Annotated in this window: 15 protein-coding genes; 5 read left to right on the top strand and 10 right to left on the bottom strand. The window is 72.8% G+C overall.

Translation table 11 applies throughout. The annotated features are described in order from the left end of the window. The first annotated feature begins 77 nt into the window (after nt 1-77). Nucleotides 78-839, top strand: a complete 762-nt coding sequence (locus WCD74_RS28530; RefSeq protein WP_337698309.1) for an SDR family NAD(P)-dependent oxidoreductase — start codon at nt 78-80, stop codon at nt 837-839. Here WCD74_RS28530 and WCD74_RS28525 read toward each other — a convergent pair. After that, complete coding sequence (locus tag WCD74_RS28525) at nt 836-1,897, bottom strand: UDP-N-acetylmuramate dehydrogenase (RefSeq protein WP_337698308.1); 1,062 nt, start codon at nt 1,895-1,897, stop codon at nt 836-838. The genes WCD74_RS28530 and WCD74_RS28525 overlap by 4 nt on opposite strands. A gap of 45 nt (nt 1,898-1,942) precedes the next feature. Here WCD74_RS28525 and WCD74_RS28520 point away from each other — a divergent pair, with 45 nt between their 5' ends. Continuing rightward, a complete protein-coding gene (locus WCD74_RS28520; RefSeq protein ID WP_337698307.1) occupies nt 1,943-2,413 on the top strand; it encodes a DUF2505 domain-containing protein in 471 nt (156 codons plus the stop codon). 3 nt (nt 2,414-2,416) lie between these two features. Here WCD74_RS28520 and WCD74_RS28515 read toward each other — a convergent pair whose 3' ends face one another. The 4 genes from WCD74_RS28515 to WCD74_RS28500 all read right to left on the bottom strand — a co-directional run bounded on the left by WCD74_RS28515 (nt 2,417) and on the right by WCD74_RS28500 (nt 4,626). Next, nucleotides 2,417-2,974 carry a YbaK/EbsC family protein gene (locus WCD74_RS28515; protein WP_373696147.1) on the bottom strand — a complete coding sequence of 186 codons (558 nt, stop codon included), beginning with the start codon at nt 2,972-2,974 and terminating at the stop codon, nt 2,417-2,419. Then, nucleotides 2,968-3,264, bottom strand: a complete 297-nt coding sequence (locus WCD74_RS28510; protein ID WP_337698330.1) for a DUF2516 family protein — start codon at nt 3,262-3,264, stop codon at nt 2,968-2,970. The genes WCD74_RS28515 and WCD74_RS28510 overlap by 7 nt, the downstream gene beginning before the upstream one ends. Before the next feature lie 148 nt (nt 3,265-3,412). After that, nucleotides 3,413-4,141: a hypothetical protein gene (locus WCD74_RS28505; protein WP_337698306.1), complete on the bottom strand. Its 729-nt coding sequence runs from the start codon at nt 4,139-4,141 to the stop codon at nt 3,413-3,415. Nucleotides 4,142-4,143: 2 nt separating this feature from the next. Further along, nucleotides 4,144-4,626, bottom strand: coding sequence for a helix-turn-helix domain-containing protein (locus WCD74_RS28500; RefSeq protein WP_286051367.1), 483 nt, complete (start codon nt 4,624-4,626; stop codon nt 4,144-4,146). 244 nt (nt 4,627-4,870) lie between these two features. Here WCD74_RS28500 and crcB point away from each other — a divergent pair, with 244 nt between their 5' ends. Continuing rightward, nucleotides 4,871-5,329 carry a fluoride efflux transporter CrcB gene (gene crcB, locus WCD74_RS28495; protein ID WP_337698305.1) on the top strand — a complete coding sequence of 153 codons (459 nt, stop codon included), beginning with the start codon at nt 4,871-4,873 and terminating at the stop codon, nt 5,327-5,329. Next, nucleotides 5,326-5,688 carry a fluoride efflux transporter FluC gene (locus WCD74_RS28490; RefSeq protein WP_337698304.1) on the top strand — a complete coding sequence of 121 codons (363 nt, stop codon included), beginning with the start codon at nt 5,326-5,328 and terminating at the stop codon, nt 5,686-5,688. Before crcB ends, WCD74_RS28490 begins: the two co-directional genes overlap by 4 nt. 321 nt (nt 5,689-6,009) lie before the next feature. On the opposite strand, the gene WCD74_RS28485 is transcribed toward WCD74_RS28490, so the two are convergent. The 5 genes from WCD74_RS28485 to WCD74_RS28465 form a co-directional block, all read right to left on the bottom strand. Continuing rightward, nucleotides 6,010-7,329 carry a DUF445 domain-containing protein gene (locus tag WCD74_RS28485; protein WP_373696146.1) on the bottom strand — a complete coding sequence of 440 codons (1,320 nt, stop codon included), beginning with the start codon at nt 7,327-7,329 and terminating at the stop codon, nt 6,010-6,012. Between the two features lie 280 nt (nt 7,330-7,609). Beyond that, entirely contained in the window at nt 7,610-9,478 is a 1,869-nt protein-coding gene (gene asnB, locus WCD74_RS28480; protein WP_337698303.1) for an asparagine synthase (glutamine-hydrolyzing), read from the bottom strand. A 92-nt stretch (nt 9,479-9,570) separates the two neighbouring features. Beyond that, entirely contained in the window at nt 9,571-10,983 is a 1,413-nt protein-coding gene (locus tag WCD74_RS28475; RefSeq protein ID WP_337698302.1) for an ATP-binding protein, read from the bottom strand. Then, the gene (locus WCD74_RS28470) at nt 10,980-12,620 is read right to left on the bottom strand and encodes an NAD(P)/FAD-dependent oxidoreductase (RefSeq protein ID WP_337698301.1); all 1,641 of its coding nucleotides are present in this window, start codon (nt 12,618-12,620) and stop codon (nt 10,980-10,982) included. The genes WCD74_RS28475 and WCD74_RS28470 overlap by 4 nt, the downstream gene beginning before the upstream one ends. Before the next feature lie 45 nt (nt 12,621-12,665). Next, nucleotides 12,666-13,493 (bottom strand): hypothetical protein, encoded by an 828-nt coding sequence (locus WCD74_RS28465; protein WP_337698300.1) that lies wholly within the window; start codon nt 13,491-13,493, stop codon nt 12,666-12,668. Nucleotides 13,494-13,828: 335 nt separating this feature from the next. Here WCD74_RS28465 and WCD74_RS28460 point away from each other — a divergent pair, with 335 nt between their 5' ends. Beyond that, nucleotides 13,829-14,686 (top strand): nitrilase-related carbon-nitrogen hydrolase, encoded by an 858-nt coding sequence (locus WCD74_RS28460; RefSeq protein WP_337698299.1) that lies wholly within the window; start codon nt 13,829-13,831, stop codon nt 14,684-14,686. The last annotated feature ends 24 nt before the right edge of the window (nt 14,687-14,710 follow it).

Raw genomic sequence — 14,710 nt, 5'->3', positions numbered from 1 at the left:
GCCGCCGGAATCACGGCCAACAGCTTAGGCAACGACCAGATCGGCGTCCGCCCGAAAACGTCCTAGGGTGGCCCGCCGTGACCTCTCCCACGGATCCCGCGGACCGGCCCCTCGTCGTCGTCACCGGCGCCAGCTCCGGGATCGGCGCGGCCACCGCCCGGGCCCTCGCCGCCGACGGCTGGCACCCGGTCCTCGGCGCCCGTCGTCAGGACCGCCTCGCGGAGATCGCCGACGAGGTCGGCGGGACGGCGCTGCCGCTCGACGTCACCGACGCCGGGTCGGTCGAGGAGTTCGCCCGGCGTGTCCGCGAGCTCGGGACGGCGCGCGGGCTGGTCAACAACGCCGGCGGCGCCAAGGGCACCGAGAAGGTGCTCGAGGCCGACGAGGAGCACTGGCGCTGGATGTGGGAGTCCAACGTCCTCGGCACCCTGCGCGTGACGAAGGCCCTGCTCCCGGACCTGATCGCCTCCGGCGACGGGCACATCGTCACGATCACCTCGATCGCCGGCCTGGAGGTCTACGACGGCGGGTCGGGCTACACCTCGGCCAAGCACGCCGAGGGCGCGCTGCACCGCACGCTGCGGGGCGAGCTGCTCGGCGAGCCGGTGCGGCTCACCGAGATCGCGCCCGGCGCGGTGGAGACCGAGTTCGCGCTGGTCCGCTTCGACGGCGACCAGGAGCGGGCGGACAAGGTCTACGCAGGGATCACGCCGCTGACCGCCGACGACGTGGCCGCCACCGTCGCCTTCGTCATGAGCCGTCCGCCGCACGTCAACATCGACACGGTCGTGCTCAAGCCGCGCGACCAGGCGACCGGGATGCGCTTCCACCGGACCTAGAGGGCGGCACCGCCCACCAGCACCGGCTCCGGCACCAGCCGCACCCCGAACGCCGTCTCCACCCGGTCGCGCACGTCGCGGGCCAGGGCGAGCAGCTGGCTCGTCGTGCCGCCGCCGCGGTTGGTCAGCGCGAGGGTGTGGCGGGTGGACACGCGGACGGGCGCGTCCGGGCCGGGGTGGCCGCGCGGGACCCCGGCCCGCTCGATGAGGGCGGCGGCGGAGAGCTTGACCCGCCCGTCGTCGGTCGGCCACGCCGTGACGGGGCGCTGGTCGAGCGCCGCGACCCGGCGCGCGACCTCGTCCGCGACGTCGTTCCCGACGACGGGGTTGGTGAAGAACGAGCCGGCGCTCCACGTGTCGTGGTCGGTCTCGTCGAGCACCATGCCCTTGCCGCGCCGCAGCCCCAGCACGGCGTCCCGGGCGTCCGCGGCGGGCACGCGGACGCCCGGCTCGACGTCGAGGGTGCGGGCGAGCTCGGCGTAGCGGACCGGCGCGGACAGCCCGTCCGTGGTGAGCCGGAAGCGGGCGGCCAGCACGATCTCGCGGTCACGGCCCTTGATGCGGCTGGTGCGGTAGCCCAGGCCGAGGTCGGCCGCGGGGACGAGGGCCACCTCGCCGGTGGCGCGGTCGAGGACGGTGGCGTCGACGAGCAGGTCGGACACCTCGACGCCGTACGCGCCGACGTTCTGCACCGGGGTCGCGCCCGCGCAGCCGGGGATGCCGGACAGGCACTCCAGCCCGCCGAGCCCCTCGGAGACGCTCGCGGCGACCAGGGTGTCCCAGTCCTCGCCGGCCTCGACCTCGAGCAGCGCACCCTCGTCGTCCCGGGTCACGGCGTGGCCGCGGGACTCGAGCCGGACCACGGTGCCGTCGAACCCGTCGTCGGGAACGACGAGGTTCGAACCGCCGCCGAGCACCAGCAGCGGCTCACCCGACGCGTCGGCTTCCCGGACGGCGTCGACGATCGCGTCGCGGTCGGCCGCCCGCACGAGCCGGCGGGCGGGGCCGCCGAGACGCAGGGTGGTCAGATCCGCGAGCGGGACCGTCGTGGTGGGCACGTCTGCGACGGTAGCGGCCGGTGGCGACCGGTAGCGTCCCCGCCCGTGGCCCGCCCCATCACGCACGAAGCGTCGTTCCCGCACCCCGTCGACGCCGTGGTCGGTGCCCTGACCGACGACGCGTTCCTGCAGGCGCGCCTCGCCGAGCTCGGCGGCAAGGACGCCGAGCTGATCAGCAACGACGGCGGGACGGTCGTGCTCCGGCAGGGCGTGCCGGTGGAGTTCCTGCCGTCGGTGGTGCGCCGGTTCACCGGCGACGACCTGATCCTCGACCGGACCGAGGAGTGGCGCGGCACGAGCGCCGACGTCCGGGTCGACGTGCGCGGCCTGCCCGGCTCGATCACCGGGACCCAGGAGGTCGTGCCCGACGGCGAGGGCAGCCGGCTGACCGTCGGTGCGTCGACCTCCGTGCCGGTCCCGATGGTCGGCGGACGGATCGAGGGGATCGTCGCCGAGCAGGTGAGCGAGCTGCTGCGCTGGGAGGCGGACTTCCTCACGCGCTGGCTCGACGGCTGAGACCTACCGCCCCAGGCCCTCCACCGACTCCGCGCCGGACAGCCGGCCGAGCACCGCGCCCGGGACGACGAGCTTCGAGGCCCGGATCCCGCTCCCGACGACGACGGCGGGCGCGGCCAGGACCGCGGGGTCGACCAGGACCGGCCAGTCGGCGGGGACCCCGAACGGGGTGATCCCGCCGCACTCCATCCCGGTCAGCTCGACCGCGAGGTCCATCGGCGCGAACGACGCCTTGCGGACGTCGATCCGCTTGCGGACGACGCCGTTGACGTCGGCCCGCGTCGTCGCGAGGACCACGCACGCGGCGAAGCGCTGCTCGCCGGAGCGCGAGCCGGACACCACGACGCAGTTGGCGGAGAGCTCGAGCGGCGAGGAGTAGGCCTCGCAGAACGCGGCCGTGTCGGCCAGGTCGGGTTCGATCGCGGCGACGCCGCAGGAGGCGGCGAGGTCGTCGGGCAGGGCCTTCAGCGCCTCGACGACGGGGCCCGCGAGCAGGTCGGGCCGGTCGAGCGCCGGGACCGGTTCGAGGGTGCCGGCGGCCGGTTCCAGACCGATCACCACCGCCCGCCCTGCTGCACCTCGGTGACCTTCGGGCGCACGTCGACCAGGTAGACCAGCACCGCGCAGACCGCGACGAGCCAGAGGATCGCGAAGCTCGCGACCGGGCCCCCGACGGAGACGACCAGCAGCAGCGCGCCGACCCCGGTGATCGCGCACCACGCGGGCTTGGTCAGCTTGTCGACCGCCGTGAAGGCGTCGGCCCGCTGCAGGAGCGCGTGGATGAACGCGTAGAGGCCGACCGGGATCATGATGATCCAGATCAGCGTCGACAGGTAGTAGTCGAGGTACACGAACACCGGGCTGGGCAGCAGCACACCGGCGAGGATACGGGCAGGTGGGAGCGGCCCGATCCACCCAGTCGGCGCAGAGGGGACAGGACGACGACGGCCCCGGCTCCCGCGGGTGCGGGAACCGGGGCCGTGTCTCGTGCGGGGAGCGTCAGGCCTTGCCGTTCGGGGCCTTCGTCGCGGCCGCCTTGGTGGCGGTCGACTTCGGGGCGTTCTTCGGGCCCTGCTTCTTCGGGGCCGTGCGCGCGGCCGTCTTGCGGGTGGCCGAGCGGGTCTCGTGCGCGACCTCCTCGCCCGCCTCCTTGACGTCGGCGGCGATCTCGTCGCTGACCTCGGAGATGGCCTCGGCGGCCTCGGCGGCGGTCCGCTGGGTGTAGCGGGCGGCGCGCTCGCCGACCGAACGGGTCTGCTTGGTGACCTCGGCCAGAGCGGCCTCGCCGCGGACGCGGACACCCTCGGTGGCGTCCTCGAGCCGGTTCTCGAGCTCGCTCGAGACCTGGTCGACGGCGTCGAGGGCCTGCTTGACCTGCGGCTGCGCCTTGATCTGCGAGTACGCGGTCTCGCCGCGCTTCACGAGGTCGGTGTAGACGCTGCGCACCGCGGCGACGTAGCTGTCGGCGAGGCGACGGAAGTCCTCCGCGGTCAGCTTGCCGCGCAGCTCCTGCAGCTCCGAGGGGAGGTCCTCCACGCGGGCCTGGACCTCGGTGGCGCCGGCCTGGACCTTGGAGAAGGCCTCCTGGGCGCTGGCGACGGCGTAGTCACCGAGGCCGAGCAGGGCGAGCGCCGGGGCGCGGAACGGGTCGACGACGTCGGAGACGACCTTGTTGGCCTGGTCGCGCGCCTCGCGGACGTCGAACTTGGTGGGGAAGGTGACAGGCATGTTCACTCCTCGTCGGACGGGATGCGGGTGAGGTCGGGGGCGACGGACAGGGCCGCCGTCCCCGCGGTGGCACCGGAGGCGGCATCGCGCTCGGCGGGCGCCGGAGCCGTGATCCCGGCCGCGCGGTTCTCGCGGCGGAACGACTCGTAGATGTCGTGCAGGACCTGCTTCTGGCGCTCCGTGAGCTCCGGGTCGCAGGCCAGTGAGTCGAGGACCGCGGAGCCCTGACGCTCCTCGAGGATCCCCGCCTTCACGTACAGCGCCTCGGCCGAGATGCGCAGCCCGGTCGCGATCTGACCCAGGATCTCGGCGGACGGCTTGCGCAGCCCCCGCTCGATCTGGCTCAGGTAGGGGTTCGAGATCCCCGCGACCTTGGCGAGCTGCCGCAGGGAGACCTGCGCCGACTCGCGCTGCTTGCGGATGTACGCACCGATGTCCTCGACGGCCTGGTTGAGTGCCTTGTCGACACCGTCCACACCGGACATCGTGCTCACCTCCTCGCCGTGACTGACATCCACGCTAACACGAGTGCTAGCTGATGCAAGCACTCTGTTTGCGCAGGTGGGGTGGGCTGTGCCACATCAACGGAGATCGTTTCCGGGTGGCGTCGTGCGCTGGGCGAACGCCTCGGCTAGCGTCTTCGGCGATGGCGGTGGGGCCCGCCGACAACCGCGTCGTCACGGCGCCAACGGTCCCTGGAGCCCGATTCCGCGTGCCCAGGGAGCCTTCGTGTCCGAGCGTCCCGAGATCCCCGACGACGTCGTCGCCGGCCGTGAACCCGGCGGATCCGTCCTGCGCGGCCAGGGGGCTGCCGTCGCAGCGGTGGCCCTCGGGGGCGCACTCGGTGCGCTCGCCCGGTGGGGCCTGAGCCTCGCGTGGCCCACGCCGGCGGGCGGGTTCCCGACGACGACGCTGCTCGTCAACGTCGTCGGCTGCCTGCTCATGGGGATCCTCGTCGTGCACGTGGCCGAGGTCCGTACTGCGCATCCGCTCGTGCGGCCGTTCCTCGGGGTGGGCGTCCTCGGCGGGTTCACGACCTTCTCGACCTTCGCCGTCGACGCCCAGCACCTCCTCGCCGCCGGCCGGCTCGGCCCTGCACTCGGCTACCTCGGCGCGACCGTGGTCGGTTCGGTCGGCGCCGCCTGGCTCGGCCTCGTCCTGGGCCGCGGTACGGCGGGTGCGCGATGACGGGTCTGTGGGTGGCGCTCGGGGCAGCGGTCGGTGCGCCGACCCGCTACCTCGTCGACCGCGCCCTGCAGCGGACGCACGGGACGTCGTTCCCGTGGGGGACGTTCACCGTGAACGTCGTGGCGTCGTTCGTGCTCGGGATCGTGCTCGGTGGCGCATCGCCGTCGGCGGTGGTGGCTGCGGTCGGCACCGGATTCTGCGGCGGGCTGTCGACCTGGTCGACCCTCGGCTACGAGACCGTGCGCCTGGCCGAGGCCGGTGAGCGGGCGCACTCGCTGTTCAACGTCGTGATGTCCACGTTCGCGGGCCTCGGAGCCGCGTCGCTGGGCCTCATCCTCGGCGCCGCGCTGTGGTCCTGACGCCGAGTGCTCCGTGAGGCAGGAACCCCGGCCCCCGGACCTGCCAGGTGTCGCACTCGCCGGACCACCCGGTCCCCGGCCCACACCGAGTGCTCCGTGAGGCAGGAACTCCGGCCCCCGGACCTGCCAGGTGTCGCACTCGCCGGACCACCCGGTCCCCGGCCCACACCGAGTGCTCCGTGAGGCAGGAACTCCGGCCCCCGGACCTGCCAGGTGTCGCACTCGCCGGACCACCCGGTCCCCGGCCCACACCGAGTGCTCCGTCAGGCAGGAACTCCGGCCCCCGGACCTGCCAGGTGTCGCACTCGCCGGGGCGGCGACCTACCCGACCAGCACCTCGCCCACCGTGTAGATGATCAACCCGGCGAGGGCGCCCACCACGGTGCCGTTGATCCGGATGAACTGCAGGTCCCGGCCGACCTGGAGCTCGATCTTGCGGGAGGTCTCGGGGCCGTCCCAGCGCTTGACGGTGTCGGAGATGAGCGCGGTGATCTCCGGGGCGTAGCGGGTGACCACGTAGGAGGCCGCGTCGACGATCCAGTTGTCGACCTTGTCCCGCAGACCCTCGTCGAGCACCATCCGCTCGCCGAAGCGGGTGACGCCGTCGGTCACGCGCAGCCGCAGCTCGCTGGACGGGTCCTCCGCGGCGTCCAGGATCATCGCCTTCCCGGTCGCCCAGGCCCGGCTGATCAGGCCCTGCACGTCGGGGTGTGCGAGGAGCTGGGCCTTGATCGCCTCGACCCGCTCGATGGTCTCCGGCTCGTGCTGCAGGTCGCCCGCGAAGCTCGTCAGGAACCGGTCGATGGCCTTGCGCAGCGGGTGGTCCTGGTCGGACTTCACCGCCCAGGCGAACGACAGCGCCTCGGCGTAGAGCCGGTCGCCGATCAGGCCGTCGACGAAGCGGGGCGACCAGCTGGGCGCCTGCTTGCTGACGAGCGCCATGACGGTCTCGTGGTTGGCGCGCACCCAGTCGTAGGCGCGGTCGCAGATCAGGTCGACGACCCGGCGGTGGGACCCGTCGTCGAGGATGCCCTCGAGGAGCTTGCCCATCGGCGGGCCCCACTGCTGGGCGACGACGCGCCGCGTGACGGTCTGCTCGATGACGGCCTGGACCTCGTCGTCACGCAGCACGGCGACGGCGCCGCGGACCACCGTCGCGGCCTCGGCCGTCACCCGCTCCGCGTTCTCCCGCCGGGAGAGCCAGGCGCCGGTCCGGTTCGCGATCCGGGCCGACCGCAGCTTCTCGCTGACGACGGGCACGGACAGGAAGTTCTGCCCGACGAAGTCCGACAGGCTCTCGCCGAGCTGGTCCTTCTTGCGCGGGATGATCGCGGTGTGCGGGATCTTGATGCCCAGCGGGTGGCGGAACAGCGCCGTGACGGCGAACCAGTCGGCGAAGGCGCCGACCATGCCCGCCTCGGCCGCGGCCCGGACGAACCCGGTGAAGGCCGGCCCGCCGTTGCGCTCCCACGTCAGGAAGACGATCCACACGATCGCGGCGCCGACGAGGAAGCCGGTCGCCACGATCTTCATGCGGCGCAGGCGGCGCTGCTTGCCCTCCTCGTCGGCGAGCCCGGTCAGACCCGACCCGCCCGGGTCGGCCCGACCGGTCGTCGCCGTCGGATCCGTCGTGGTGCTCACACCCACCGATTGTGCCCCGACCCGACCGGATGAACCGTCACGGCCTGACGTGCGAAGCGACCTGACGAGAACCGAATCGCCCGCATCGTCACCAGGACCACCGCCGTTAGGACTCACAGCGTCGCGAGTGCCCGGCGTCGGGGAGCCCGTGAACGTGGGGCTCGAGCGCAGGGACGCGCCCTCGAACGCCCCGTGCGACCGTCCGCGCCCGGCCGCACGGGGTTCTCGCGCCCTCCGGCCGCCGTGCTGCCCCACGGTGGCCGGGGGGCGCCCCGCACGATCAGGTCGTCTCGACGGTCGGCGAGTAGCGGCGCATCCACGCGTCCAGCACGAGCACGTTCTCGATCTTGGCCCGGTCGACCTCCAGGCTGGTCGTCCCCTCGGCCGGGGCGTCGACCGAGGCGCGCACCGCGTCGGCGTCGATCAGCGAGCGGACCGGCGCGTCGGGGTCGGCCAGCACGTCCGCGAGGTCGCCGCGCAGCGCCTTCTCGTACCCCGGGTCCTGGGTGGACGGGTACGGGCTCTTGACCCGGTCGACGATCGAGGCCGGCAGCACGTCGGCCGACGCCGCGCGCAGCAGCGACTTCTCCCGGCCGTCGAAGGTCTTCAGCGACCACGGCGTGTTGAACACGTACTGCACGAGCCGGTGGTCGCAGAAGGGCACGCGGACCTCGAGACCGCTGGCCATCGACATGCGGTCCTTGCGGTCCAGCAGCATCTGCACGAAGCGGGTCAGGTGCAGGTAGCAGACCTCGCGCATCCGGCGCTCGTGCGCGCTGACCCCGTCGACGTGCGGGACCTCGGCCAGGGCGTCCCGGTACGACTGGTCGACGTAGCCCGGCAGGTCCAGGGTCTTCAGGAGCCCGGGGTCGATGAAGCTGCGCTCGAGGTCCATCGGACCGACGCGACCCGCCATCCACGGGAAGGTGTCGGCGTTGACCGCGTCGGCGTCGTGGAACCAGCGGTACCCGCCGAACACCTCGTCCGCGGACTCCCCGGACAGGGCCACCGTGGAACGTCCGCGGATGGCCTTGAACAGCAGGTACAGCGACGTGTCCATGTCGCCCAGGGCCAGCGGGAGGTCGCGGGCACGCAGGACGGCGGCGCGGGCGTCCGGGTCGATCAGGTCGTCGTTGGACAGCGTGATGGCCTCGTGGTCGGCCTTCACGTACTCCGCGAGCTCCCGCACGTAGGGCCCGTCCGGGGTGTCGCGCATCGGGTCGGCCGCGAAGGCGTCCTCGTAGCCGACGAAGTCCACCGAGAACGACCGCACCGGCCCCGCACCCTGCGCCTTCAGCTGCTGCGCAGCGAGCGCGGTGATGGCGGACGAGTCCAAGCCCCCGGAGAGCAGCGAGCACAGCGGGACGTCGGAGATCAGCTGGCGGCCGACGATGTCGTCGAGCAGCTCGCGCACGTGCGCAACGGTGGTGTCCCGGTCGTCGGTGTGCTCCAGGGCCTCGAGCTGCCAGTAGCGCCGCACCGACAGGCCGGTCTGCCGGATGCGCACGAGCGACCCCGGCCGGACCTCGTGCATGTTGCGGTAGCCGCCGTGGCCCGGCGTCTTGACGTGCGAGAGCAGCTCCCGCAGCCCGTCGAGGTCGACGACCGCCTCGGCCCGCGGGTGGGCGAGGATCGCCTTCGGCTCCGAGCCGAAGAGCACGCCGTCGGGCGTCGGGTAGTAGTAGAGCGGCTTGATGCCCATCCGGTCGCGGACGAGGAAGAGCTCGTCGCCGCGCGTGTCCCAGAGGGCGAAGGCGAACATCCCGTTCAGCTTCTCGACGACGTCCTCGCCGTACTCCAGCCAACCGTGGAGGATGACCTCGGTGTCGGAGTCGGTGCGGAAGGTGTGGCCGCGTTGCTGCAGTTCGGTCCGCAGCTCCGTGAAGTTGTAGACCTCGCCGGAGTACACGATCGCGAGCCGGGTCTCCCCGCTCGCCGGGTCCTCCAGGGTCATCGGCTGGTGTCCGCCGGGCACGTCGATGATGGCGAGCCGGCGGTGGCCGAGGGCGGCGTGGCGGGCCGTGAACAGGCCCTCGTCGTCCGGACCGCGGCAGGCCATCGTGTCCGTCATCGCCTGCGCATCGGCCGCGGCGCCGCGGTCCTGCGCGAAGTCCCGGGTGAAGTCGACCGTCCCTGCGATGCCACACATTCCGGCTGTCCTCCTGTCATCGGCGACAAGACTGGTCTACCCCGATTGTTTAGGGCACGTAACCAGATGTGACAGGGCAGTGAACCGGACGATCAGCCCAGGGGCAGCCGAATCTCGAACGTCGTGCCCTCCTTCGAGGAGTGCACCCGGATGTCCCCGTGGTGCTTGGTGACGACGATCCGCCACGAGATGTCCAGCCCGAGCCCGGTGCCCTCGCCGACGTCCTTGGTGGTGAAGAACGGCTCGAAGATGCGCGGCCGGACGTCGTCGGGGATGCCGGGGCCGGTGTCGGCGATCTCGACGATCGCGGTGTCGGACTCGCGACGCGTGCGAATCGTCAGGGTGCCTTCCCCGCCCATCGCCGAGCAGGCGTTGTCGATGATGTTCGTCCACACCTGGTTCAGCTCGGCCGGATAGCACGAGATCTGCGGCAGGTCGGGGTCGAACTCCTTGACCAGCGTGATGCCCTCGAGCTTGCGCGAGAGCATCGTGACGGTGGACTTGAGCAGCACCCGCAGATCGGCTTGCTGGTAGGGCGCCCGGTCCAGCTGGGAGTACTGCCGGGCGGCGTTGACCAGCGTGCCGATGCGCACGGTCGAGTCGGTGATCTCGCCCATCAGCGTCTCGGTCTCGACGGCGTAGGCGATCCACCGGACCGCGGCCTCGAGGGTGCCCTCGGGCACGGTGCGCTCGACCTTGCCCAGCCACTCCGCGTCGAGGCCGCCGGCGACGAGGACCGCGGCGAGGTCCCAGGCCCCGCCGACCGAGCGCTCGTCGAGCCAGTCGCCGATCTCGTCCTCGGCGTCGGCGGTCTGCATCGCGGTGAGCTCCGGGGCGGTCGCGACGCCGAGCACGGCCTCCTCCTGCAGCTCCACGAGCTGCGAGACCACGGCACCGTCGAGCTTGCCCGAGGCGAGCATGGCGAGCTTGTGCCGCATGCCGGCGACCCGGTCGCGCAGCGACTCGGTGGCCCGGATCGCCGCCGCGGCCGGGTTGTTCAGCTCGTGGGTGAGGCCGGCGGACAGCGACCCGAGCGCCAGCAGTCGCTCCCGCTCGCCGATCGCCGTCGACGAGCGCTGCATCCCGACGAAGAGCCCGGCGACGAGGTGCATCGCCATCGGGAACCACTCGCGCAACGCCTCGGACCAGCGCTCGGCCGGCAGCGCCAGCAGCGTCGAGTCGGTGCACGCGCGCAGGGTGTGCTTGTAGGTCTGCTCGACGCCCGGGACGAACGCCTCGGTGGAGCCGCCGTAGGTGCCCGGCGTGGTCGACCGGCTGACCTCGACCTCGTCACCCCGGGAGTGCCGGATCAGGGCGATCTCGCCGCGGCAGAGCACCCAGAAGCAGCGCGCGGGGTCGCCCTCGCGGCACACGTCCTCGCCGGCGGGCGCGTCGACGACGTCGGCGTGCTCGGCGATCCACGCGAGCTGGGCGTCGTCGAGCGACTCGAACAGGAACAGCCGGCGCAGGCTCTCGGGGGCCAGCTCGTCACGGGTCTCGGTCATCGGTTCTCCAACCAGCGGTGCACCAGGCTCACCGCCATCGCGCCCTCGCCGACGGCGGAGGCCACGCGCTTCACCGACCCGCCCCGGACGTCGCCGACGGCGAACACCCCGGGCAGGGAGGTCTCCAGGTGCAACGGTTCCCGGTCCGGGTTGCTTCCCGACGGCAGGTCGGGTCCGGTGAGCACGAACCCGCGGTCGTCGCGGGCGACGACGCCGTCGAGCCAGTCGGTGCGCGGCTGCGCGCCGATGAACACGAACAGCCACTGCGCGTCGACGACCTCCTCGGCGCCGCTCCCGCGGTCGCGCAGCGTCAGCTTCTGCAGGTGCCCGTCGCCCTCCGCCCCGACCACCTCGGTGCCGGTGCGGACCTCGATGTGCTCCACCCCGGCGATCTGCTCGATCAGGTAGTGCGACATGGACGCCTCGAGCGACTCGCCGCGCACCAGCATCACGACGCGGCTCGCGTAGCGGGAGAAGTTCATCGCCGCCTGTCCCGCGGAATTCGCGCCGCCCACGACGTAGACGACCTCCTGCGCGCACAGGGGCGCCTCGGTGGTGGCCGCGCCGTAGAAGACGCCCTCGCCGGCGAACTCGGTGAGCCCGGGGACGTCCAGCGTCCGGTACGACACGCCGGTCGCCAGGACCACCGCGTGGGCGGCGATCTCCGACCCGTCGTCGAACGTGAGCACCCGGACGCCGCCGCGCACGCCGAGGCCGGTGACCGTCCGCGTCGTCAGGACCTCGGCGCCGAACTTCACCGCCTGCCGCCGGGCCCGGTCGGTGAGCTGCGAGCCGGAGACGCCGTCGGGGAAGCCGAGGTAGTTCTCGATGCGGCTGGAGGTGCCGGCCTGTCCGCCGGTGGCCAGCGACTCGACGAGCACCGTCCGCAGCCCCTCGGAGCCGCCGTAGACCGCCGCGCCCAGCCCTCCGGGCCCCCCGCCGACCACCGCGAGGTCGTAGAGCTCGGCCGTGGCGTGGGTGGAGAGGCCGACCCGCTCGGCGACCTCGGCGTCGGTCGGCTCCACCAGGGCCTGGCCGTCGCCGGTGATCACGACCGGCAGCCGCTCGACGTCGCACCCGGCCGCCTCGAGCAGGCGCGTCCCCTCGGGGTCGTCGGCGAGGTGGAAGCGGAACGGCACCTGGTTCCGGGCGAGCAGGTCCCGCAGCTCGTAGGACCGCGCGGACCACCGGTGGCCGATGACCCGGGTATCGGTGCTCGGCCGGTCGGGCGCGCGCCGCCAGGCCTCGAGGAGCTGGTCGACGACGGGGTAGAGCTTCTCCTCGGGCGGGTCCCAGGGCTTGAGCAGGTAGTGGTCGAGGTCGACGACGTTGATCGCGGTGATCGCGGCCTCGGTGTCGGCGTAGGCGGTGAGCAGGACGCGGCGGGCGCGCGGGAAGAGGTCCATCGCACGCTCGAGGAACTCGACACCGGTCATCCGCGGCATCCGCTGGTCGGCGAGCATCACCGCGACCTGCTCGCCGCGCAGCGCGATCTCGCGCAGCGCCTCCAGGGCGGCCTCGCCGGAGTCGGCGCGCACGATGCGGTGGTGCTCGCCGTACTCGCGACGCAGGTCGCGGGCCACGGCGCGGGAGACGCCCGGGTCGTCGTCCACGGTGAGGATCACGGGGCGGGGCACGGAACCAGCCTAGGAGACGGCGCGGGATCGGAGCCCCCGTCGAGCTCAGTCCGTCCAGCCGCTGTCGGTGAGGTCGACCCCGCCACCGCCCGACGTCGTCGGCGGGACGACGGTGTCGCGGATCGCGGCGAGGACGGTCAGCACGAACGCGGCGCCCCCGGGCGAGATCTCCTCGGGCAGGCGGGCGGCCACGCGGTGCTTCGCGACGTCCGCCCGCCAGGCCCGCCCTCGGTCGTCGAGCAGGGTGCGGCGCGGGGGGTGCCGGCGGACGTGGGTGCGCAGCCGCAGCAGCCGGCCGTCGACGTCGATCTCCCAGTCCCGCCACGGTCCCCGCTTCCGGGGCGCGGCGGTGGCGACGACGTCGCGCCCGTCGAGGAGCTCGAAACGGTTCCCGCGCTGCTCGAGCCAGCGGGACTCGGTCCCGACGACGACGGTGCGTCCCTCCTGCTTCCCCCGCTTCTTCCCGCGCCGGCCGACCGTGGACACGGTGCCGTCGAGCCGGGCGTCGAACTCGAAGGGGGACTCGGCGTACGGGTTGGTGTGCAGGACCGAGCCGATGCCGACGCCGTAGGCCCGCATGTCGTCGTCCACGCGGCTGTCCGTCGCCGCGCCCACGGCCGCGAAGGTCGCCGCGAGCAGCAGCGGCAGGGCGATCACGAGCAGGACGAACAGCACGATGCCGGTGTCGGAGATCCCGGTGCGCAGCCACGCGGTGAGCACGGCACCGAGCACGGCCAGGCAGACGAGGGTGAGCAGTGCCCAGATCCAGAAGAACCGGCTGCCGATCCGACCCACCCGCCACCGGGACGCCGGGCCACCGCCGGGCACGGAGGGTGACACCTCGAGCCCGAGGTCGTCGTGCACGTCGCTCATGTCACGGAGCGTGCCTGGTTCTGGTCACCCTTCGCAACCAGATTGGGCTGTTCGACGTAGGCTGAGATGGCTTCTCCGAGCAGCGAGTGGGCGTCCATCAGGGCCGGTGCGGCGCGCGAGCCGGATGGGCGCCCACTCGAGCCCCAGGCCGGCAACGAGCAGCGGAACCCGGGTCGACCACGGAGCGCGCCGGGATGCACACTCCCCGGACGCGGTCGCGCCCGACCGGCCCGGCACCGACGCCGGCGACCGGATCGGACCGGCCGCGCTCGTGCGCCCCGGGGCGCCCGCGGTGCCGGAGCCACCGGACCCGCCGTCAGGAAGAGGAGCCTCGCGTGCGCATCACCCTGGCCCAGACCGACGCCACGCTCGGCGACCTCGACGGCAATCTCAAGCGCGCGGAACGGGTCCTCGGTGAGGCGGTCGAGGACTCCTCGGACCTCGTGGTGTTCCCGGAGCTCGCGCTGTCGGGGTACCAGATCGGCGACGTGGCGCACGACCTGTCGATGTCCCCCGACGACCGCCGGCTGCTGCGGCTCTCCCAGCGCGCGGGCGGCGCCGGGATGCTCGTCGGCTACCCGGAGGCGGGCACGCACGGCCTGCACACCTACAACTCGGCCGGGTACTACGAGGACGGCCACCTCGTCCACACGCATCGCAAGCTCTACCTGCCGACGTACTCGACGTTCGAGGAGCGCAAGCACTTCCTGCCCGGGCAGCACTCGCGGGCCTACGGGGTGCGCGGCGGGCGGCACCGCGCCGCAACGCTGATCTGCAACGACGCGTGGCAGCCGCAGGTGGCCTTCCTGTCCACCCAGGACGGCGCGCACATCCTGCTGGTGCCGGCGAACTCGGCGCAGTCGATGTCGCCGGAGCGGTACGACTCGCGGGAGTACTGGCGCAACATCACCACGTTCTACGGCCGCATCTACCAGCTGTTCGTGGTGTTCGTGAACCGCGTGGGCGTGGAGGGCGGGCTGACGTTCTGGGGCGGCTCGCACGTGGTGGACCCCTGGGGCGAGGTCGTGGGCGAGTGCGGGGAGGGACCCGAGGCCGAGGAGACGCTCACCGTTGAGATCAACCTCGCCGACGTCCGGCGGCGTCGCCGGGACATCCCGCTGGTCCGCGAGGCGCGGCTCGGCCTGCTCCGCCGCGAGATCGACCGGCTGCTCGACGAGGGCGGAGACTTGTGAGCTTCGCTCACGTGCGCACTAAGT

Origin of the sequence: Actinomycetospora aurantiaca, assembly GCF_037401875.1 — a bacterium.
GTDB lineage: Bacteria > Actinomycetota > Actinomycetes > Mycobacteriales > Pseudonocardiaceae > Actinomycetospora > Actinomycetospora aurantiaca.
Note: the sequence above shows the minus strand (reverse complement) of the source record. Positions and strands in the feature narration are given on the sequence as shown.

Excerpts from the sequence above, each read along its gene's own strand:
- WCD74_RS28475 (WP_337698302.1), bottom strand. The coding sequence starts at position 10,983 with ATGACCGAGACCCGTGACGAGCTGGCCCCCGAGAGCCTGCGCCGGCTG.
- WCD74_RS28500 (WP_286051367.1), bottom strand. The coding sequence starts at position 4,626 with ATGTCCGGTGTGGACGGTGTCGACAAGGCACTCAACCAGGCCGTCGAG.
- asnB (WP_337698303.1), bottom strand. The coding sequence starts at position 9,478 with ATGTGTGGCATCGCAGGGACGGTCGACTTCACCCGGGACTTCGCGCAG.
- WCD74_RS28505 (WP_337698306.1), bottom strand. The coding sequence starts at position 4,141 with ATGCCTGTCACCTTCCCCACCAAGTTCGACGTCCGCGAGGCGCGCGAC.
- WCD74_RS28465 (WP_337698300.1), bottom strand. The coding sequence starts at position 13,493 with ATGAGCGACGTGCACGACGACCTCGGGCTCGAGGTGTCACCCTCCGTG.
- WCD74_RS28490 (WP_337698304.1), top strand. The coding sequence starts at position 5,326 with ATGACGGGTCTGTGGGTGGCGCTCGGGGCAGCGGTCGGTGCGCCGACC.